This window comes from Methylobacterium sp. C1 (assembly GCF_001854385.1).
GTDB lineage: Bacteria > Pseudomonadota > Alphaproteobacteria > Rhizobiales > Beijerinckiaceae > Methylobacterium > Methylobacterium radiotolerans.
This window is the reverse complement of the sequence record NZ_CP017640.1, coordinates 206119-225213: the sequence shown is the minus strand read 5'-3', so window position 1 is coordinate 225213 and position 19095 is coordinate 206119. Positions and strand designations below refer to the sequence as shown.

The 19095-nt window shown below is 71.3% G+C and carries 20 protein-coding genes and 1 pseudogene; 10 read left to right on the top strand and 11 right to left on the bottom strand.

The genetic code is table 11. The features are described 5' to 3' along the window. Nucleotides 1-17 precede the first annotated feature (17 nt). The 3 genes from BKE41_RS01105 (at nt 18) to BKE41_RS01095 (ending at nt 4093) form a co-directional block, all read left to right on the top strand. The gene (locus BKE41_RS01105) at nt 18-1241 is read left to right on the top strand and encodes a glycosyltransferase family 4 protein (protein WP_029360459.1); all 1224 of its coding nucleotides are present in this window, start codon (nt 18-20) and stop codon (nt 1239-1241) included. After that, nucleotides 1238-2749: a lipopolysaccharide biosynthesis protein gene (locus BKE41_RS01100; protein ID WP_070998294.1), complete on the top strand. Its 1512-nt coding sequence runs from the start codon at nt 1238-1240 to the stop codon at nt 2747-2749. Before BKE41_RS01105 ends, BKE41_RS01100 begins: the two co-directional genes overlap by 4 nt. A 114-nt stretch (nt 2750-2863) precedes the next feature. After that, nucleotides 2864-4093, top strand: a complete 1230-nt coding sequence (locus tag BKE41_RS01095; protein WP_245295876.1) for an O-antigen ligase family protein — start codon at nt 2864-2866, stop codon at nt 4091-4093. A gap of 37 nt (nt 4094-4130) precedes the next feature. Here the strand turns inward: BKE41_RS01095 and BKE41_RS01090 are convergent, their stop codons facing one another. The 8 genes from BKE41_RS01090 to mdcA form a co-directional block, all read right to left on the bottom strand. Then, nucleotides 4131-5612 (bottom strand): aldehyde dehydrogenase, encoded by a 1482-nt coding sequence (locus BKE41_RS01090; RefSeq protein WP_012317198.1) that lies wholly within the window; start codon nt 5610-5612, stop codon nt 4131-4133. 68 nt (nt 5613-5680) lie between these two features. After that, on the bottom strand, nt 5681-6664 hold the full coding sequence (gene gmd / locus BKE41_RS01085; RefSeq protein ID WP_012317197.1) for a GDP-mannose 4,6-dehydratase: 984 nt from the start codon (nt 6662-6664) through the stop codon (nt 5681-5683). Between the two features lie 176 nt (nt 6665-6840). Then, nucleotides 6841-7767 carry an acyltransferase domain-containing protein gene (locus BKE41_RS01080; protein WP_053620458.1) on the bottom strand — a complete coding sequence of 309 codons (927 nt, stop codon included), beginning with the start codon at nt 7765-7767 and terminating at the stop codon, nt 6841-6843. Then, on the bottom strand, nt 7764-8423 hold the full coding sequence (gene mdcG, locus BKE41_RS01075) for a malonate decarboxylase holo-[acyl-carrier-protein] synthase (RefSeq protein ID WP_012317195.1): 660 nt from the start codon (nt 8421-8423) through the stop codon (nt 7764-7766). The genes BKE41_RS01080 and mdcG overlap by 4 nt, the downstream gene beginning before the upstream one ends. Then, nucleotides 8416-9132 carry a biotin-independent malonate decarboxylase subunit gamma gene (gene mdcE, locus BKE41_RS01070; protein WP_024827837.1) on the bottom strand — a complete coding sequence of 239 codons (717 nt, stop codon included), beginning with the start codon at nt 9130-9132 and terminating at the stop codon, nt 8416-8418. Before mdcE ends, mdcG begins: the two co-directional genes overlap by 8 nt. Further along, a complete protein-coding gene (locus BKE41_RS01065) occupies nt 9119-10048 on the bottom strand; it encodes a biotin-independent malonate decarboxylase subunit beta (RefSeq protein ID WP_012317193.1) in 930 nt (309 codons plus the stop codon). Before BKE41_RS01065 ends, mdcE begins: the two co-directional genes overlap by 14 nt. 2 nt (nt 10049-10050) lie before the next feature. After that, entirely contained in the window at nt 10051-10359 is a 309-nt protein-coding gene (gene mdcC, locus BKE41_RS01060) for a malonate decarboxylase acyl carrier protein (RefSeq protein WP_012317192.1), read from the bottom strand. A gap of 39 nt (nt 10360-10398) precedes the next feature. Beyond that, on the bottom strand, nt 10399-12045 hold the full coding sequence (mdcA, locus tag BKE41_RS01055; protein ID WP_070998291.1) for a malonate decarboxylase subunit alpha: 1647 nt from the start codon (nt 12043-12045) through the stop codon (nt 10399-10401). Nucleotides 12046-12208: 163 nt separating this feature from the next. Between mdcA and BKE41_RS01050 the strand changes: the two are divergent. Together BKE41_RS01050 and BKE41_RS01045 are read left to right on the top strand one after the other, a co-directional pair. Then, nucleotides 12209-12475: pseudogene (locus BKE41_RS01050) on the top strand (malonate transporter subunit MadM); the annotation flags it as partial. A gap of 123 nt (nt 12476-12598) precedes the next feature. Further along, the gene (locus BKE41_RS01045; protein WP_058607544.1) at nt 12599-13267 is read left to right on the top strand and encodes a GntR family transcriptional regulator; all 669 of its coding nucleotides are present in this window, start codon (nt 12599-12601) and stop codon (nt 13265-13267) included. A gap of 25 nt (nt 13268-13292) precedes the next feature. Here BKE41_RS01045 and BKE41_RS01040 read toward each other — a convergent pair whose 3' ends face one another. Beyond that, the gene (locus tag BKE41_RS01040) at nt 13293-14177 is read right to left on the bottom strand and encodes an NmrA family NAD(P)-binding protein (RefSeq protein WP_070998288.1); all 885 of its coding nucleotides are present in this window, start codon (nt 14175-14177) and stop codon (nt 13293-13295) included. Nucleotides 14178-14251: 74 nt separating this feature from the next. On the opposite strand from BKE41_RS01040, the gene BKE41_RS01035 reads away from it, so the two are divergent. Beyond that, nucleotides 14252-14686, top strand: coding sequence for a helix-turn-helix domain-containing protein (locus tag BKE41_RS01035; protein ID WP_043072930.1), 435 nt, complete (start codon nt 14252-14254; stop codon nt 14684-14686). Nucleotides 14687-14758: 72 nt separating this feature from the next. Here BKE41_RS01035 and BKE41_RS01030 read toward each other — a convergent pair whose 3' ends face one another. Both BKE41_RS01030 and BKE41_RS01025 read right to left on the bottom strand, forming a co-directional pair. Continuing rightward, complete coding sequence (locus BKE41_RS01030; RefSeq protein ID WP_043072929.1) at nt 14759-15130, bottom strand: cell division protein ZapA; 372 nt, start codon at nt 15128-15130, stop codon at nt 14759-14761. 42 nt (nt 15131-15172) lie between these two features. Further along, nucleotides 15173-15457 carry a DUF4164 family protein gene (locus BKE41_RS01025; protein WP_024827845.1) on the bottom strand — a complete coding sequence of 95 codons (285 nt, stop codon included), beginning with the start codon at nt 15455-15457 and terminating at the stop codon, nt 15173-15175. A 450-nt stretch (nt 15458-15907) separates the two neighbouring features. On the opposite strand from BKE41_RS01025, the gene gap reads away from it, so the two are divergent. The 4 genes from gap (at nt 15908) to BKE41_RS01005 (ending at nt 19037) form a co-directional block, all read left to right on the top strand. Next, on the top strand, nt 15908-16912 hold the full coding sequence (gene gap, locus BKE41_RS01020; protein WP_012317185.1) for a type I glyceraldehyde-3-phosphate dehydrogenase: 1005 nt from the start codon (nt 15908-15910) through the stop codon (nt 16910-16912). 89 nt (nt 16913-17001) lie between these two features. After that, nucleotides 17002-17487 (top strand): hypothetical protein, encoded by a 486-nt coding sequence (locus BKE41_RS01015; protein WP_070998287.1) that lies wholly within the window; start codon nt 17002-17004, stop codon nt 17485-17487. Nucleotides 17488-17521: 34 nt separating this feature from the next. Further along, the gene (locus BKE41_RS01010) at nt 17522-18724 is read left to right on the top strand and encodes a phosphoglycerate kinase (RefSeq protein WP_070998285.1); all 1203 of its coding nucleotides are present in this window, start codon (nt 17522-17524) and stop codon (nt 18722-18724) included. Between the two features lie 79 nt (nt 18725-18803). Further along, the gene (locus tag BKE41_RS01005; RefSeq protein WP_070998283.1) at nt 18804-19037 is read left to right on the top strand and encodes a hypothetical protein; all 234 of its coding nucleotides are present in this window, start codon (nt 18804-18806) and stop codon (nt 19035-19037) included. Nucleotides 19038-19095: the final 58 nt, after the last annotated feature.

Here is a 19095-nt window from a genome sequence, read left to right as displayed (position 1 = left end):
GCGCGGTGACCGGACCGCTGCGGATCCTGCATCTGAGCGCCCTCTATCCGCCCTACATCGTGGGCGGCGCCGAGCGCTCGGTAGAGCATCTCGCCGAGGAACTCGTCGCGGCCGGCCACACGGTGGCGGCGGCCTGCATCGCGCGGGAGCCGGAGCCCAAGAGCGTGCGCGGCGGCGTCACGGTCTACCGCATGGCCCACCACAACGATTTCTGGCTGGAGGACTGGCCCCAGGCGAGCCGGTTCGGCCGCGCCTGGGCCAAGCTCAAGCAGCAGTGGAATTTTGCCGTGGCGGCCGAGTTCGGCCGCGTCCTCGACGACTTCCGGCCCGACATCGTCAACACGCACTCGCTGCTCGACGTCTCGACCCTCGTCTGGCGCGAGGCGGCCAAGCGCGGGATCCCGATCGTCCACACGGTCTGCGAGTACGATCTGATCTGCGGCAACGCCGCGATGTTCAAGGACGGCAAGCCGTGCGACCGCTGGCACCTCGGCTGCAAGGTGGTCAACGCCGCCAAGCAGATCACCAACCGGTCGGTGGACGCCGTCGTCAGCGTCGGCACCGAGATCCTCAAGACCCATGTCGACCACGGGTTGTTCGCGCATCTCGCGCCCGAGCGGCGCCGGGTGATCTTCTATTCCTGCACGGTTCCCGGGGGCGACCCGGAGGCACGGCGCCGGATCGACCGGACCGGCAGGCCGATGACGTTCGGATATCTCGGCCGGATCAACACCGAGAAGGGGGTCGGCACGATGATCGATGCCTTCCGGCGGATCGGTCCCGGCGACTGGCGGTGCCTCGTCGCCGGCCACGCGATGGACGACTCCATCGAGCGCTTCAAGGCGCGGGCCGAGGATCTGCCAATCGAGTTCGTCGGCTGGGCGAAGCCCGCCGAGTTCCTCAGCGCCGTCGACGTGCTGATCGTCCCCTCCTTCTGGGCCGAGCCGTCGCCCCGGACGATCTACGAGGCCTACACGATGGGCGTTCCGGTCATCGGGGCGGCCTCCGGCGGGATCCCCGAACTGATCGGCGAGGACAACGCCGACTGGCTGTTCACGCCGGGCGACGACGCCGACCTCGCCGCGCGGTTGCGGACGGTGATCGACCGTGGCCGCGGGAACCTGCCGGACGAGCGCGCCTTCCAGCACGTCATCCGCGAATCAACCTCGGAGCGCGTCGCCGAGAAGTATCTCGACCTCTACGCCGAACTCGTCGCCGAGCGTCGGGCGAGCCGCCCGTGACCGCCGCCGCGCCGGTCCTGTCGGAGGCCGCCGCCGCCGAGGAGGAGCCGGGGCTCGCCTCCGGCGCCGCCGTGACGCGCCGCTCGTTCGACGCCGCGCGCTGGGTTGCGGTCGCCTCCGTCGGCAACGTGACCTTGAGCTTCGGGGTTTTCCTCGTGCTCGCCCGCCTGATCGGGCCCGCCGAGTTCGGAATGGTGGCGATCGCGGCGGTCTTCATCGACATCCTGCAGATCGTCGCCCGCTGCGGGCTGCCCGACGCGGTGGTCCAGCGCGCCGACCTCGACGAGGACTTCGCCGCCACCGCCTTCTGGGTGATGCTCGCCACGGGCGCCGTCTGCGCCGCCGGCCTCGCGGCGCTGTCAGGCCCGATCGCCTGGATCTTCGACCTGCCCACGCTGCAGCCGGTCCTGTGCGCGCTCTCCGCCTGTTTCGTGATCACCGCCGCAGGCGCGATCCACGAGGCGCGGCTCCAGCGGAGCTTCGGCTTCCGCAAGCTCGCGCTGCGCGCGCTCGGCGCCAACATCCTCGGCGGGGCCGCGGCCCTCGTCCTAGCCCTCGACGGCTACGGCGTCTGGAGCCTCGTGGTGCAGCGGCTCGTCGCCGCGACCGCGACCACGCTCCTGACCTGGGCGGCGGCCCGCTGGATCCCGCCCCTGCGGCTCCACCTCGCCTCCGTGCGCGAGCAGATCGCCTTCGGCTCGCGGCTGTTCTGCACCTACCTGCTGCTCGTCGCCTCGATCCGGAGCCAGGAGGTGATCGCGGCCTACTTCCTCTCCGCGACCGAGGTCGGCTATCTGCGCCTCGCGTGGCGCTGCATCGACCTCGTGAGCCAAGTGGCAGTGATCCCGCTTACCACGGTCGGGCTGACAACCTACGCGCGCCTCCAGGACCGGCCGGGCGAGTTGGCCGCGGCCTTTCACCGATTCGCCGAGGCCTCGGCGTTCCTCGCGGTGCCCGCCTTCTTCGGCATGGCGGCCGTGGCCCCGACCCTCATCCCGTTCCTGTTCGGCGACCAGTGGCACGACGCGGCGCCGGTGCTGCGGACGCTGGCGCTCCTCGCCCCCGAATTCGTCGCGACCTCGATGCTGTGGATGGTCTTCACGGCTCTGGGCCGCAACGGCACCGCCCTGCGGCTCGCCGGCGCGCAGTTCGGCCTGAGCGCCGTGGCGGCGCTCGTGAGCGCACCCTTCGGCCTCGCCGCACTCGTCGCCGGGCACGTGGTGCGGGCCTACCTGTTCACGCCCGCGATCGTCGCCAGCGCCGGGCGCGTCGTCCCGGTCACCAACGGGCGGCTCGTGCGGCTCCTCGCGCCGATCACGCTCTGCGCCGGCGCGATGGCCGGGCTCGTGCTGCTCGTCCAGACCCCGATCCACGCCGCCTTCGGGGACCGGCTCGGCCTCGTCGCGGCCGTCGGTATCGGGATCGCGGCCTACGTGAGCCTCGCCTGGATCTTCATGCGCGACACGCTCCGCACGGCCGTCGGCCTCTTCCTGCGGCGCCCGGCCTGATCTGCACCCTCCGCCAACGATTGTGGGCGACACTGCCTGCCGGAGACCCCGCGGCCGGCAGGCGGCATCGGCGGCGGGTACGGGAGACGGTGCGGGGCGATGGCGGGACAGGCGTTGCCGATCGGAACGAGTGCGCCGGCCGCGTCCCTCTTCGCGGACCGCGTCGCCGTGCTCCTGCTCGGCGCCGCCCTGAACTTCAACGTCCTGACCTCGACCTTCGGGCTTCCGTTCCAGCGCCTGTCCGACCTGCTGCCGTTCCTGCTCATCCCCTGGCTGGGTCTACGCCGGGCCGTCGTGGCAGAGGCGGTGCGGCAGGCCGCGCCGCTGTCCGGTATCCTGGCGCTGATCGCGGCCTCGCTGGTGCTGAAGGCGCACAAGCAGGCGGGCGACGTCTACCTGACCCTCGTCCTGCTGCTCTACGTGGTCCAGGCGTTCATCCTGCTGGTGATGTTCCGCGACCGGCGCGTCGAGGACGCGTTCTGCGTCGGCCTGCTCGCCGGCATGCTCGCCTCCCTCGCCGTGCTGCTGCTCGCCGCCTCCGGCACGCAGCTCGACCGGCTCGGGCTCGCGGTCCCGACGGACGGGCTCGACGAGGAGCTGAAGCTGTTCGTGCAGGACAAGCAGGGCGGCCTCTGGGCCTCCGGCAACGAGACCGGCCACGTCTTCGCGCTGGCCGGGGCCGCGGCTCTGCTGCTCAGCCTGCGCTATCACCTCAAGATCATCTACCTCGCCTACGTCGCGGCCCTCCTGGCGAGCTTCCCGTTCACCAACAACCGCGCCGGCCTGTTCATGCCGCTCCTGTTCCTCGGCCTGCTGATGCGGCGGAACCTCAGGGCGCCGGCCGTGCTGGCCGCGCTCGGCGTCCTGGGCGTCCTGCTCGTGGCCTGGGCGGTGACGGGGGAGATCCCGCTGCCGGGAACCCTGTCCCAGGCGATCGAGCGGCGCTTCGCCGGGGACCACAACGTCACGGGCAATTTCGACGAGCGGTTCCTGTCCGGCGTGACCGCGCTCCAGCTCGTCGCCGAATACCCGTTCGGCGTCGGCGAGGTCGCTAGGCGGGAGGAGCTGCAGGCGCTGACCGGCCTCGTCACGCCCCATAACGGCTTCGTGTCTCTGGCGCTCCAGAGCGGCATCGCCACGGCGCTGCTGCTCATCGCAGGCCTCGGGCGGATCCTGCTGGCGCCCGCCGCCTTCGGGCCGTTCCTGACCTACAGCGCGGTGTTCCTGATCCCGTCGCTGATGTTCGAGGAGCTGTCGGTTAACCAGTACTTCCTCTTCTTCATGGGTTTCATTCTGGCGTCCCTCGCGCTGCCGCCGGACCGCGCGCCATCGGCCACGAAATAGGGGCGGGCCGCGCCGTACCGCAGCGCGGCCCGCTCGGTCACCGCATGACGAAGGGGTTTTCCGGCGCGTCGCGGCTCGTGGAGATCCAGACGCTCTTGGTCTCCAGATACTCGCGGATCGACTCGATCCCGCTCTCGCGGCCGATGCCCGAGCGTTTCATGCCGCCGAACGGCATCATGTAGCTCACCGCCCGGTAGGTGTTCACCCAGACGGTGCCGGCGCGAAGCCCCTTCGACATGCGCATCGCGCGACCGATATCCTGGGTCCAGACGCCCGCCGCGAGCCCGTAGATCACGTCGTTGCCGACCTTCAGCGCCTCGGCCTCGTCCTCGAAGCCGATGATCGACAGCACCGGGCCGAACACCTCCTCCTGGGCGATGCGCATATCGTTGGTGACGCCCGTGAAGATCGTCGGCTCGACGAACTGGCCGCCGAGCACGCCGGGACCGGAGGCGGGATTGCCGCCGAACACGCAGCGCGCACCCTCGCTCTTGGCGAGCGCGATGTAGTCGAGCACCTTCGTGTACTGGGGCGGCGTCGTGATCGGCCCGATGTTGGTGTCGGCCTGCATCGGGTCGCCGAGCTTGGCGGTGCGGGCGAGCTCGATCAGGCGCTCGGTGAATTCCTGGCGGATGCTGTTCTGCACCAGCAGGCGCGATCCGGCGATGCAGGTCTGCCCGGTGGCCGCGAAGATGCCCGAGATCGCTCCCGCGGCGGCGGCCTTCAGGTCAGCATCGGCGAAGACGATGTTGGGCGACTTCCCGCCGAGCTCCAGGGATACGCGCTTGATCTGCCGCGCGGCCGCTTCGTAGACTTTCGCCCCGGTGACGTCGGAGCCCGTGAAGGTGATCTTGGCGACGTCGGGATGCTCGACGATGGCGGTGCCGGCCTCACCGCCGAAGCCGGTGACGACGTTGAACATGCCGTCGGGCAGCCCGGCCTCCTTGGTCAGGCGGGCGAATTCCAGCGTGCTCGCGGACGCGAACTCGGACGGCTTCACCACGACCGCGCAGCCGGCCGCGAGCGCGGGGGCGCATTTCCAGGCGACGAACAGGAGCGGCGAGTTCCACGCCGTCAGCGCCCCGACCACGCCCACCGGCTCGTGCCGGGTGAACGCGAAGGTCTCGGGCTTGTCGATCGGCACCTGCGCGCCCTCGACCTTGTCGGCGAGACCCGCGTAGTACCACCACCATTCCGGCTGGTAGCGGGTCTGGCCGTACATCTCCGCGAAGAGCTTGCCGTTGTCGCGGACCTCGACTTCGGCGAGTGCCCTGGCTTCGCGCTCGACGAGATCGCCGATCCGGCGCAGGACCTTGCCGCGGGCCGAGGCCGTCATGGTGGCCCAGGGGCCGTCCCACATGGCGCGCTTGGCGGCGGCCACCGCCCGGTCGACGTCGGCGCGCCCGGCGCGCGGGATGCGGGCCCAGGGCTCGCCGCGATAGGGGTCGATGGACTCGAACCACGAGCCCTCGACCGGATCGACCGATTGCCCGTCGATGTAGAGCTGGTAGGTCTTCACGGCGCGCCTCTCCGTTCAGGGATGCGCGCCATATGGACCCGGAGCCCGCCGGCGGCGAGCCCGACGGCTCAGGCGTTGGCGCTGAGGCGCTTGATGTCGGCGTCGACCATCTCGGTGATCAGCGCCTCGAGGCTGGTCTCGGCCTCCCAGCCGAAGGTCGCCTTGGCCTTGGCGGGGTTGCCCAGCAGCACCTCGACCTCTGCCGGCCGGAACAGCGCCGGGTCGACGATCAGGTGGTCGTCCACCTTCAGGCCGACGTGCTTGAACGCGATCTCGCACATGTCGCGCACCGTCGTGGTCCGGCCGGTGGCGATCACGTAATCGTCCGGGCGGTCCTGCTGCAGCATCAGCCACATCGCCTTCACGTAGTCGCGGGCGTGGCCCCAGTCGCGCTTGGCGTCGATGTTGCCCAGCCGCAGCTCCTTCTGCCGGCCGAGCTTGATCCGCGCCACCGCGTCGGTGACCTTGCGGGTGACGAACTCGACGCCGCGCAGCGGGCTCTCGTGGTTGAACAGGATGCCGTTCGACGCGTGCAGCCCGAAGCTCTCGCGGTAGTTAATGGTCATCCAGTGCGCGTAGAGCTTGGCCACGCCGTAGGGCGACCGCGGGTAGAACGGCGTCGACTCGCTCTGCTTGGCCTCCTGGATCAGGCCGAACATCTCCGAGGTCGAGGCCTGGTAGTAGCGCGCCTGGGGCGCCGCCGAGCGCAGGCATTCCAGCATGTGCACCGCGCCGAGGCCGGTGACCTGCCCGGTCAGCAGCGGCTGCTGCCAGGACGAGGTCACGAACGACTGGGCCGCGAGGTTGTAGATCTCGTCGGGCTTGGCCGCCTGGACGATGCGCAGCAGGGCGGACTGGTCGAGCAGGTTGCCGTCGACCAGCTCGACATCGTCCAGGATGCCGAGCCACTTCAACCGGTGATCGAACACGCCGGCATGGCTGGAGCGCCGCACGATGCCGGTGACGGCGTAGCCCTTCTGCAGGAGCAGCTGCGCCAGATACGCGCCGTCCTGGCCCGTCACTCCCGTGATCAGCGCTCGCTTGGCCGTCATGAACCCGTCCCGTCCCGAAGATGCCCGGCTGCTACGACCGCAACGGGCCGCGCGTCAAGGCGAGGTGTCGACATCAGTATTGTGCCAAGCAAGCGGAGCCGGAAGGGCACATCACCAGACTAGCGCCGCCCAGGGACAACCATCCGCAAGGGTTGTGCGGCATCTGTGCGGCGCCGCTAAGGTCGCGCGAGCCAGTCCGCCACGCCGCCCAGCGAGCGGAATTCCTCGATGGCGTGAACGCGCGCCGCCGGGAGGGTGGCCCGGGCCATCGTGGCGAGGGCGTGGCCTGGCCCGAGTTCGAGCACGCGGTCCGCGCCGTACTCGCGGCATGCGTCGAGGCAGGCGGCCCAGTCGATCGTGCGCGAGATCTGGAGCGCCAGATTCTCGCGGCCGTCGGCGTCGCGGAACACCGTGCTCCCGTCCAGCCCGCTGACCAGCCGCGGCGCGCGGAGCGGCGGCCGACGCGGCGGCACTGCGGCGAGCGCGTCCCGGAAGGCCGCCGTCGCGGCGTGGAGCAGCGGCGTGTGCGACGGCGTGTGGACGGGCAGGACCACCGCCCTCTGGGCGCCCGAGCCGGTCGCCTCCCGGCACAGCGTCTCCAGCGTCGCGCGCGGACCGCCGACGACACCGCTGTCGGCCGCGTTGCGGATGGCGAGGTGGCAGCCGTGGCGGTCCGCGAGATCCGTGAGCGCGTCGAGGCTCAGGCCGCGGATCCCCGCAAGCCCGAACCCCGTGCCGGAAGCGGCGTCCATGGCCTCCGCCCGTCGGGCCGCCAGGGCGAGCACGTCGGCGGGATCGAGCCGTCCGGCGACGCCCCAGGCCGCGAGATCGCCGATGCTGTAGCCGGCCACGATCGACCGGTCCGGCGCCGCCTCCTCCAGCGCCCGCCACGCCGTCAGGGCGGCGACGCAGCACAGGATCTGGCCGGTCCGATTCGCGTGCAGGTTGTCGCCGCCCGCTCGGGCCAGGTCGCGCGGGTCGGCGCCGCCGAGGAGCGGCCTGGCGGCCGCGAACGCGTCCTGGGCCGCCGGATGATCGGCCGTCAGGTCGAACATCGCCGGGTGCTGGCCACCCTGGCCCGGAAGGAGGATCGCGAGGGTCATGCGGGGCCCGGGCCCCGCAGGCCCGCGACCGGCCGCAGGAGCAGCCGCTCCAGGCTCTTGGCGAGCACCGAGCCGTCCTCGGGCGCCGCGCGCAGCTCGCGCCAGTGCAGACCCGCGCCGTCCGGCAGCAGGATCTCCCCGTCGATGCCCATCGGCGCCGCCTCCGCCACCGCGGCGATGCCGTCGAGCAGGCCGACCGGCACCGGAGGTCGGCACGGCCAGAGCAGGTCGAGGTCGGAGGTGGCGCTGAGGTAGGTGAGGCCCGTGACCGCCTGCCACAGGAGGCTGCCGAAGGGCCGCGGCGCGAGGCCGTGCCGTCGGCCGAGCTCCGTCAGCGCGTCGAGGGTCGCGCTCCAGGGCACCGGCGCGTGGGCGGCGGCCTCGGCGAGGCTCACCACCGGCGCCGGCGACAGCGCGGATGCCGGCAGGGCGAGCCCGATCCGCCGCTTGCCGTCCGCGGGCGGCAGCGGCAGGCCGAGCGGCACCGCGTCGCCGGTCTCCCCGGGGATGCGGCGGCGGACGATCAGCGGTCGGCCCGAAGCGGCCCAGTGCTCCAGATGCGGGACGGCGCTGAGATCGGGCCGGCCAACGCGCCACGCCGCCCAGGCCGCCGGGTCGGCCCGGACGAGGTCGTGGCGTCGGAAAGGCTCAGCCAAGGCGGGCCTGGTCGGCGACGGCCGCCGCGACGGCGCGGGCGACCGGGCGGCCGCCGCGCTCGGCGCCCAGACGGTCGCGGATGTCCTGCGCCTGCATCGTGTCGATCGCCCCGCGGATCTGGCCCTCGAGGGGCTGGTCCGGGTCCAGGACCACGTGGACGGCGCCCGTCGCGACCATGTTGTCGAGGCCGGGCGCGAAGACCGGCGTCGTCTTCGCCATGTCCTGCAGCTTCTCGAGGGGCAGCTTGGTCACCCGGGCGACGGACGGCAGGTCCATCACGCTCGGATTCGCCCCGGGCAGTGCCGCGAGGACCCGCGTCGCAAGGGCCGTCGCGATGAAGGCGCCGGCGGCCGAGTGGCCGTAGATCAGCCCGATCGTCGGATGGCCCGACCGGTCCGCCAGGAGCAGCGCCTTGGCGAGGTGCGCGAGGCACTCGTTGAGGCCAAGCAGCTCGTCGCGGCGGCTCATGCGCTGACTGTCGGAATCCACAGTCACGAGGATCGGCGCGCGGTCGCCGGACCGCACGGCGTCGAGCACGGCCCGCGACAGGACCAGTGCCCCGTCGGTGCCCAGCGGCGTGTCGCCGTCGACGCCGACCACGTGCATCCGGCCGCCCGCGAACGGACCGGTGCCGGACACGAGACCGTCGCGCACCGCCACCGCGTGACCCTGCGGGAACAGGGAGGCGAGGATCTCAGCGAGCGTCATGGTCGGCCTCCGGACTCCGGGCCACGGTCTCGTCGAAGGCGGCCGTGTCCATCGCGGGCACGGCCTCGGGATCGTTCACGCCGAGGCGCGCCCAGACATCGGTCGCGTCGCGACAGTCGCCGAACCGCTCGATGCGGGCCTCCAGGCGCGCCTGCTCGGCTTCCAGGGTGTCCAGGTCGAAGGGCGGGGCGCGGCCGACGAGGTCGCGGGCGGCCGCGCGGAAGGCCGAGACCGTGTCGGCGCAGAAGGCGTCGGCGCCGCCGATCAGGCGGCGGTGCTTGCCGCCCATGGTCCGCCAGACCAGGGCGCGGTCGCGGGAATCGAACTCTTCGGCGCCCTTGTTGGTCTCGATCACCTCTGGGCCGGACACCGAGATCCGCCCGCCTTCCGACACGGCGAGCCGCGAGCAGGTGCCGGCGATCAGACCGCCGCCACCGTAGCAGCCGGCCCGGCCGCCGATCAGCCCGACGACGGGGATGCCGGCCGCGCGGGCCTCGACGATGGCCCGCATGGTCTCGGCGATGGCCGTCTCGCCGGCATTGGCCTCCTGCAGGCGGACGCCGCCGGTGTCGAACAGGATCAGGACCGCCTTCGGCCTCAGCTCCAGGGCCGCCCGGAGCAGGCCGACGAGCTTGCCCCCGTGCACCTCGCCGAAGGCGCCTCCCATGAACCGGCCCTCCTGGGCGGCTATCAGGACCGGCTCGCCGTCCAGGCGCGCGCGGCCGACCACGATGCCGTCGTCGAAGGCGCGGGGCAGATCGAAGAGCGGCAGGTGCGGGCTCATCCGCCGCTCCGTCGGCGGCAGGAACTCGCGGAAGCTTCCCGGATCGGTGAGCGCCAGCACGCGCTGGCGGGCGGTGGCCTCGTACCAGCTCAGGGCGTCCGGATCGGGGCGCGCGGCGCGGTCGCCAGCCATGGTCAGGCCTCCATCAGCCGCGCGCCCTGGAGCAGGCGCAGCGACACGGTGTCAGGGCGGGCGCCGCCGTCGTTGATGCTGATGCGGAGGCCGCCCGGCTGCGCCCGGGCAACGAAATCGGCCACCACCGCCTCCCAGACGCCGCCGTACCCGGCGATCGGGGTCTCGATGGCCACCTCGCAGGTATCCGGCGGCAGGACCCGCTCGAGCAGGATCTCGAGGTTGCCGGACGCCACGACGCCGGTGATTGCGCTCGGCGCCGAGCCGGAGAGCGGCTTCTCGGTGGTGTGGCGGAAGGTCAGGGATTCCATCGCCGTCTCCTCGCGTGCGGATCCGTCATCGCGCGACGCTCACCAGTTCCGGAACCGGGCCGGCGGCTCGTAGAGGCCGCCCGACCAGTGCACGAGATCCTTGATCGACTTCGCGGCGAGCAGCGCGCGGTCGGCGTCGAGCGGCTCGATGCCGAGATCCTCCGGGCGGCGGATGACGCCGCGGGCGCGCAGTTCCTCGACCTTCGCGCGGTCGCGGCCGCGACCGACCCCGGTGTAGCCCGCAACGCCCCGGATCGCCTGCTCGCGCTCGTCGGCGTCCCGGCAGAGCAGCAGGTTGGCGATGCCCTCCTCGGTGACGATGTGGGTGACATCGTCGGCGTAGATCATCACCGGTGCGAGCTCGAGTCCGATCTTCTTCGCCAGTTCGAGAGCGTCGAGCTTCTCCACGAAGGTCGGGACCAGCTTGTCCCCGAAGGTCTCGACCAGCTGCACCACGAGCTTGCGCCCGCGCATCAGCGCCGGATCGCCGACGATCTGGCCCTCGCGACCGGCCTTCATCCAGGCATCGGAGGGGTGGCGGCGGCCGTGCGGGTCCGAGCCCATGTTGGGCGCGCCCCCGAAGCCCGCCACCCGCGACTGGGTGATGGTCGAGGAATGGCCCATCAGGTCGATCTGGAGCGTCGCGCCGATGAACATGTCGCAGGCGTAGAGGCCGGCCGTCTGGCAGAACGCCCGGTTCGAGCGCAGGCTCCCGTCGGCGCCGGTGAAGAAGACGTCGGGCCGCTCGCGGATGTAGCGATCCATCCCGACCTCGGAGCCGAAGCAGTGGACCTGCTTGACCCAGCCCGACTCGATCGCCGGGATGAGGGTCGGGTGCGGGTTGAGCGCCCAGTGGGTGGCGATCTTCCCCTTGAGGCCGAGCTTCTCGCCGTAGGTCGGCAGCAGCAGCTCGATCGCCGCCGTGCCGAACCCGATGCCGTGGTTGAGCCGCCTGATGCCGTACTCGGCGTAGATCCCCTTGATCGCCATCATGGCGATCAGGATCTGCGTCTCGGTCATCGCCGCCGGGTCGCGGGTGAAGAGCGGCTCCACGTAGAAGGGCTTGTCGGCCTCGACCACGAAGTCGATCCGGTCGCCCGGGATGTCGACCCGCGGGACCGTGTCGACGATCTCGTTGACCTGCGCGACCACGACGCCGTTCTTGAAGGCGGTCGCCTCCACGACGGTCGGCGTGTCCTCGGTGTTCGGCCCCGTAAACAGGTTGCCGTTCCGGTCGGCCGAGACGCCGGCGATCAGCGCCACGTTGGGCGTCAGGTCGACGAAATAGCGGGCGAACAGCTCGAGGTAGGTATGGACCGCCCCGAGCTCGATCTGGCCGCCGTAGAGCATCTTGGCGATGCGGGCGCCCTGCGGGCCCGAGTACGAGTAGTCGAGCCGCTTGGCGATCCCGGTCTCGAACACGTCGAGGTGCTCGGGCAGAACGATTCCCGACTGGACCATGTGCAGGTCGTGGATCTTGGCGGGATCGCAGGCGCTCAGGCCGCGGGCGAGGCAGTCGGCCTGCTTCTGGTTGTCGCCCTCGAGGCAGACGCGGTCGCCGGGCCGCAGGATCGCCTCCAGCAGGTCGACCACGGCCGCGGCCGGCACGACCTTGCCGTCCGCGTGGGCGCGCCCGGCCGCGATCCGCGCGTCGCGTGCCTGCCTCTCACCGCGCCAGTCGCCCATCCGCGTGCTCCAATCGGTGTACCGGACTTTACATAGCCTTCAATTCGGTATTTTAAAACCCGTGCCATTGACAGTTTCGTATACGGAATTGCTGTTCCGCCAACCTCTTGCATACCTTCCGCGACAGCTCAAAGGCCGATCCGGGAAAGAAACGCTCCCCGACGCACGCGTCGACGCGGATTACACCGTGATGGCGCTGTCCATCGCCACCGGCGTGACCGAAGCGATCATGGTGATGTCGGGACGCCCCTGAGTGGCCCGGCTGATCGGCATCGACAACCCGCGCTCGGCCATGGCGTATGGTGGCCTGGCCGCGACCGATCCGAAGCTCGTTCCCTACGGCACGCTGACGGCGACGTTCCACACCGGCATCGGCTGCCTCGTCGGACCGTCGATCCTGTTCCTCACGGTCCGGGCTTTGGTCGACTGAAGCGGCGGTCTCCCGGTGCGCCCGGTCGAATTGCGGGCGCGCGCGCGCGGATTAGGGTATTGTTCCTCATCGTCTTCCCGAGGACTGGCAGGCGTCGCTGAAGGGACGATCGAGGAACGGCGGATGCACGGAGACTTCCGGAAGATCGACAGCGGGCTGCTCTCGGACCGGATCCGCGACGCCCTCACCGACGCCATCGCGTCGGGGACGATCGCGGCCGGCACGGCCCTCGACGAGCAGAACCTGGCCGATCGCTACGGCGCGTCGCGCACGCCCGTCCGGGAGGCGTTACGCCAGCTCGCCGCCTCCGGGCTCGTGGAGATCCGGCCCCGCCGGGGCGTGGTGGTGGCGCGCCTGACGCCGCAGCGGATCGCCGACATGTTCGAGACGACCGCCGAGATCGAGGCGATGTGCGCTCGACTCGCGACCTACCGGATGACGCCCCTCGAGCGCGGGGAGCTGATGGAGCTCCACGAGGAGTCCGCCCAGGCGGTCGAGGCGGGCGACGTCGACGCCTACGACCGATTCAACCGTGCCTTCCACGAGGCGCTCTACACGGCGACCCATAACGGCTTCATGGCCGAGCAGGCCCTGGCGATCCGCGAGCGGCTGGCCGCGTTCCGGCGCACGCAGCTCCGCCATGCCGACCGGATCCGCCGCTCGCGGGAGGAGCACGGCGAGATCCTGTCGGCGATCGCCGAGGGCGACGGCGAGACGGCCGCCCGGCGCATGCGCGCGCACATGCTCCGGGCCGCGGCGGCGCTGGGGCGCTACATCGCCGAGACGGAGTGACGATGCGGACAGTCGCGCACGGGATTCAGAGGCGCGCGACGGCGTCGTGCACCGTGGACCTGTAGGGCGTCGTCGGCCTGCCAATCAGCGCGCTCAGCTGACGCGTGTCGTCGTCTAGCGCGCCGCGGGCCGCGGCCGCGTCCGAGTCGGCGAGCAGCGCGGCGAAGTCTGACGGTATCCCGGCGGCCACGAGCGCCGCCCGGTACTCCGCCTGCGGCAGATCGCGGTACGCGACCGGTCTGCCTGCCGCGGCGGCGATCGCCGCCGCGAACTCGGTCAGCGTGTAGGACTCGTCGCCCGCCAGCTCGTAGATGCGGCCGCCCTGCCCCTCGGCGGTGAGAACAGCCGCCGCCGCCGCCGCGTAATCGACCCGCGCGGCCGAGGCGATCCGCCCGTCGCCCGCGCAGCCGAGGACGGCGCCGTGGGCGAGCGCCGGCGCGATGCCGGCGGCGTAGTTCTCCGTGTACCAGCCGTTGCGCAACACGACGAACGGCACGCCGGAATCCGCGAGCAGCCGCTCGGTCTGGCGATGCTCCTCGGCCAGGGCGAGGGCCGACGTGTCGGCGTGCAGGACGCTCGTGTAGGCGATCAGACCGACACCGGTCCGTCCGGCACTGTCGATGACGTTGCGATGCTGCGCCACGCGCCGGCCGATCTCGCTCGACGAGATCAGCAGGAGGCGCTGGATGCCCTGGAACGCCGCGTCCAGACTCGTCGGATCGGCGTAGTCGGCCCGGCGGACCGCGACGCCCAGGCTTCGCAGGCTGCGAGCCGACTCGCCCTCGATGTCCCGCGCGCCGGCCACCACCGCGCCGGCCGGGATGCGCTCCAGGAGCGCCGCGATGACCTGTCGGCCGAGCTGGCCCGTGGCGCCGGTCACGAAGTAGCTCGGATAATCGGTCTGCGTCATGCCTGTCTCCCATGGTTCAATCTCGGGACATGGTCACTAGATGAGACCACTTGGGCGGTGAAGGAGGCAGGATTTTGGGACCAGGTTACGCGAAGGAGACCGCGCTGCCGCCCGCCCGCGCCGAGCTGGCGGCCAAGTACGCGGTGTGGCAGGCCGGCACCCTCGATCCGGCGGCGTGCCCGGTCCGGGACGTGCTGGATCGGGTGGGCGACAAGTGGTCGATGCTACTCCTGATCGCCCTGGCCGACGGGCCGCTCCGGTTCAGCGCCCTGCTCCGCACGCTGCCCGACATCTCCAAGCGGATGCTGACGCAGACGCTCCGGGATCTCGAGCGGGACGGGTTCGTGGCGCGGACGGTGTTCCCGACGAAGCCGCCCAGCGTCGAGTACCGGCTCACGGACCTCGGGGGCGCCCTGCTCGAGCCGCTGGCGCGCCTCGTCCGATGGGCCGAGGAGAGCCACGGCGCGATCCAGGCGGCGCGGACCCGGTTCGATGCCGCGCCTTCCTAGGACAGGCGCTCACGGCCTGTCTCTGATTTATGGGGACGTCGGTCCTCGCGAGGCACGTCCGGGCGCCGCGGATCAGGCCCGCGGCGCCGACGCGCCGAGGGCGTCGGCGAGCCGCCCGATATGCTCGGCCGCCCGACCGATCCCGAACGCCGCGCGCTGGGCATCTTCCGTCCGCCCCCGCTCCGCGGTCTCGGCGGCGGCGCGCAATTCCGCGACGTTGCCTTCCAGCGTCGCGATCCGCGACCGCAGCTCCGCGAGCTCGTCGGCGATGGTCAGCGCCGCCATGACCTGCAGGCGCATGTCGCCGATCTCGCCGAAGCTCTTGCGCATCTCGGCGATGCGCCCGTCCAGGGTGGCGGCGAGACCCGTCAGATGCGCCTCCTCGCCCTCGCCGCAGGCCATGCGGTAGCTGCGGCCGTCGATGGTCACGTTGATCTGCGGCAAGGATGGCTCCGCTGGTCGCTCCGACAGGCGTGGGCGGTGGGGTCAGGCGCGTCCGAGCACATCCTGAACGGTCTCGATGGCCCGGTCGAGCCGGTGCCCGACCTCCCCGGTCGTCGCCGAGACCGCGGCGAGGCGGGCGCTCGCCGCGTCGAGGGCGGCGGCCAGCCGGGCTCGATCCTCGTCCATCAGGGCGAGCTCCGCGTCCCGGTCGTCGGGCTGCGCGTCGGTCTCGAGGCGGTGCTGGACGACGGCGTCGAGGCGGGTGATCGCCGCTTCGAGCCGGCTGAGCGCGTCGTCGATGGAAAGGGTCTCGGTCTCGTCGGCCATGGTTCTTCGTCTACCCCGACGCGAAGCTTTCGGTCGAATGCAGGCGGAATTCCAGCGCGAAATCGCGTTCGATCCCCGATCCGCCCGCTGACCGAATGGATCCTGGCAATCCCTGTTTATTGGTCGGTGGATCGAAGGTCTTTGTCACAGCGACGCGTTTGACAGGTCGAGGCTCCATGCTAGACAGCCGCGCGATCCCGAGAGGGACCGCGCGAGACATGCCGGAGGGCCGGTCCGCGACAGTTCCGAGGCCTCAGCCAGCACCGTCCGATCCGACGGTCACGGGCGTCGAAGCCCGGCCTCTCCCGGTCCGGTTCATCGCAGGTTCAAACCCGCCCGCCCAGATCCCGTCCGGCCCGGCCCGGACGGTATGGCGGGCCGCCGAGACCGCTTCGCGGACCGCTCCCGAGGTCCGGCGCGCGGCGAGCCGCATCAGGAAGGAGTCACGCCGTGACGAAGGTTGCCATCAACGGATTCGGACGCATCGGCCGCAACGTCCTGCGGGCGATCGCGGAAGCCGGCCGCAGCGACATCGAGGTCGTGGCGATCAACGATCTCGGCCCGGTGGAGACCAACGCCCACCTGCTCCGCTACGATTCCGTGCATGGCCGCTTCCCCGGCGAGGTCGCGGTCGACGGCGAGTTCCTGGTGGTGAACGGCAAGCGCATCAAGGTCACGGCCGTTCGCAACCCGGCCGAGCTGCCGCACCGCGACCTCGGCGTCGACATCGCGCTCGAGTGCACCGGCATCTTCACCTCGAAGGACAAGGCGAAGGCCCATCTCGACGCCGGCGCCAAGCGCGTCCTCGTCTCGGCCCCGGCCGACGGCGCCGACCTGACGGTGGTCTACGGCGTGAATCACGACAAGCTCACGGGCGAGCACCACGTCGTGTCGAACGCCTCCTGCACCACGAACTGCCTCGCCCCGGTGGCGAAGGTGCTGGACGAGGCCGTCGGCATCGAGCGCGGCTTCATGACCACGATCCATTCCTACACCAACGACCAGCCGTCGCTGGACCAGATGCACAAGGATCTCTACCGGGCCCGCGCCGCGGCGCTCTCGATGATCCCGACCTCGACCGGCGCCGCGAAGGCCGTCGGCCTCGTGCTTCCGGAGCTCAAGGGCAAGCTCGACGGCACCGCGATCCGCGTGCCGACCCCGAACGTCTCGGCGGTGGATCTCGTCTTCACGGCCAAGCGCGCGACCACGGTCCAGGAGATCAACGACGCGATCAAGGCCGCCGCTTCCGGTCCGCTGAAGGGCGTCCTCGGCGTCACCGACCGGCCGAACGTCTCGATCGACTTCAACCACGACCCGCATTCGTCGACCTTCCACCTCGACCAGACCAAGGTCATGGACGGCGTTCTGGTGCGCATCCTGACCTGGTACGACAACGAGTGGGGCTTCTCGAACCGCATGGCCGACACGGCCGTCGCCATGGCCAAGCTCATCTGAGCTGGACTGCAGCGGTCGCCGCCTCCTGAGAGGCCGGCGGCCGCACGTCTCTTCGGACGGCCTATCTTCGAACCAGGGACTCTCCAGGGATGACCGACGCTTCGCAGGGCACGTCGAGCGGGCCGGCAGCCGTGCCGCCCGCCCCCAGGCCGGCTCCGCCGCCGCCCAACGCACCCGCCGTGGCACCGACCGCCGCACCCGCCACCTCCGCGGTCCCGTCCCACACGCTCCCGGCCAACCAGCTCTTCGATCAGCTCGCGCGGATCGAGGACAAGTGCTCGCGCATCGAGGACAAGTACGCCCGCTCCGAGGCGCTCCTGTCGCGGGTCGAGGACAAGGTCGAGAACGCCGCGAACCGGATGAACGAATCCGCGCGGCAATCCGACCTCGCGGCGCTCCGGACGGAGATGCGCGGTCTCGCCGAGCGCACCCGGCGCCTGCCCGGGACCGGCGCCCTCGTCCTCACCGCCGTGATTACCGCCATCCTGACCGTGGTCCTGATGGTGGCCGTCCAGCGGCTCAACCTCGACCGTCTGCTGCCGCAGCGGGCCACCATCGGCACCACCGCGCAGTAACCGCCCCGCCTCGCACAGGACCGCACCAGACCGCATGAGCGCCTTCCGCACCCTCGACGATGCCGGCTCCCTCAAGGGCAAGCGGGTCCTCATGCGCGTCGACCTGAACGTGCCCATGGAGAGCGGGCGCGTGACCGACGCGACCCGCATCGAGCGCGTCGCACCGACGATCCGCGAGGTTGCCGAGCAGGGCGCCAAGGTGATCCTGCTCGCCCATTTCGGTCGACCGAAGGGCAAGCGCGAGCCGAAGGATTCGCTCGAGCCAGTGGTTCCCGCCCTCGGCGCGGCCCTCGGACGCGATGTCGCCTTCGCGGCTGACTGCGTCGGCGACGCCGCCGCGCAGGCGGTGGCGGCCCTCAAGGACGGCGACGTCCTCCTCCTCGAGAACACCCGCTACCACGCGGGTGAGGAGAAGAACGACGCGGCCTTCGCGGACGCCCTGGCGGCGAACGGCGACGTCTACGTCAACGAGGCCTTCTCGGCGGCCCACCGCGCGCACGCCTCCACCGAGGGTCTGGCCCACCGCTTGCCGGCCTATGCAGGCCGCGAGATGCAGGCCGAGCTCGATGCGCTAACCAAGGGCCTGGAATCGCCCCAGCGCCCGGTGATCGCGCTGGTCGGAGGGGCCAAGGTCTCGTCCAAGATCGATCTCCTGGAGAACCTCGTCGCCAAGGTCGACATGCTGGTGATCGGCGGCGGCATGGCCAACACCTTCCTGCACGCGCAGGGGAAGGCGGTGGGCAAGTCCCTCTGCGAGAAGGATCTCGCCGAGACCGCCACGCGGATCCTGGCGGCGGCCGAGAAGGCCGGCTGCCGGATCATCCTGCCGGTCGACGCGGTCGCCGCGAGCGAGTTCAAGGCGCAGGCCCCCCACGAGACCGTGCCGGTGGACGCCGTGCCGGACGCCAGCATGATTCTCGATGCCGGTCCGCGCTCGGTCGCCGAGATCAACGCCGCCATCGACGGGGCCAAGACCCTGGTGTGGAACGGCCCGCTGGGCGCCTTCGAGCTCGCCCCGTTCGACGCCGCGACCGTGGCCGCCGCCAAGCACGCGGCCGCGCGGACGAAGGACGGCCAGCTCGTCTCGGTCGCGGGCGGCGGCGACACCGTGGCCGCGCTCAACCATGCCGGCGCGGGGCAGGACTTCACCTACGTCTCGACCGCCGGCGGCGCCTTCCTCGAGTGGCTGGAAGGCAAGGCCCTCCCGGGCGTCGAGGCGCTGCGGGCGAAAGGCTGAGAGGGCCGCCTTGCTCTCCTCTCCCTGCGACACGACCCTATCTACATGGCCGGCCGTCGTCGGCCGGGGGGCCGAGGCCATGGGTGACCACGTGGAGACCGCAGCCTTCGAGATCCCGAAGGGCGTCCAGGCGAGCCTGGCGCATCTGCGGACCGAGACGGTGACGCGCCTCGACGGGCGGATCGACCGCCTCGATCTGGGCATGCGCGAGGACGACCGGAACGCGGCCGGGATGCGCGCGATATCGCGGGTTACGGCCGTGACTTCGTCGCGCGAGTCAGCGAGGGCGAGGAACGCGTCGTGGCACCGGTGAGCCGGATCGGGTGAGGATCATCCGCCGAAAGAATGTCCTGCGCCCTGCCGGAGATTGA

Coding starts and splice junctions, on each gene's coding strand:
- gmd (WP_012317197.1), bottom strand. CDS start 6,664: ATGACGGCCAAGCGAGCGCTGATCACGGGAGTGACGGGCCAGGACGGC.
- BKE41_RS01080 (WP_053620458.1), bottom strand. CDS start 7,767: ATGACCCTCGCGATCCTCCTTCCGGGCCAGGGTGGCCAGCACCCGGCG.
- mdcE (WP_024827837.1), bottom strand. CDS start 9,132: ATGACGCTCGCTGAGATCCTCGCCTCCCTGTTCCCGCAGGGTCACGCG.
- BKE41_RS01065 (WP_012317193.1), bottom strand. CDS start 10,048: ATGGCTGGCGACCGCGCCGCGCGCCCCGATCCGGACGCCCTGAGCTGG.
- mdcC (WP_012317192.1), bottom strand. CDS start 10,359: ATGGAATCCCTGACCTTCCGCCACACCACCGAGAAGCCGCTCTCCGGC.
- mdcA (WP_070998291.1), bottom strand. CDS start 12,045: ATGGGCGACTGGCGCGGTGAGAGGCAGGCACGCGACGCGCGGATCGCG.
- BKE41_RS01045 (WP_058607544.1), top strand. CDS start 12,599: ATGCACGGAGACTTCCGGAAGATCGACAGCGGGCTGCTCTCGGACCGG.
- BKE41_RS01040 (WP_070998288.1), bottom strand. CDS start 14,177: ATGACGCAGACCGATTATCCGAGCTACTTCGTGACCGGCGCCACGGGC.
- BKE41_RS01025 (WP_024827845.1), bottom strand. CDS start 15,457: ATGGCCGACGAGACCGAGACCCTTTCCATCGACGACGCGCTCAGCCGG.
- BKE41_RS01015 (WP_070998287.1), top strand. CDS start 17,002: ATGACCGACGCTTCGCAGGGCACGTCGAGCGGGCCGGCAGCCGTGCCG.
- BKE41_RS01010 (WP_070998285.1), top strand. CDS start 17,522: ATGAGCGCCTTCCGCACCCTCGACGATGCCGGCTCCCTCAAGGGCAAG.
- BKE41_RS01005 (WP_070998283.1), top strand. CDS start 18,804: ATGGGTGACCACGTGGAGACCGCAGCCTTCGAGATCCCGAAGGGCGTC.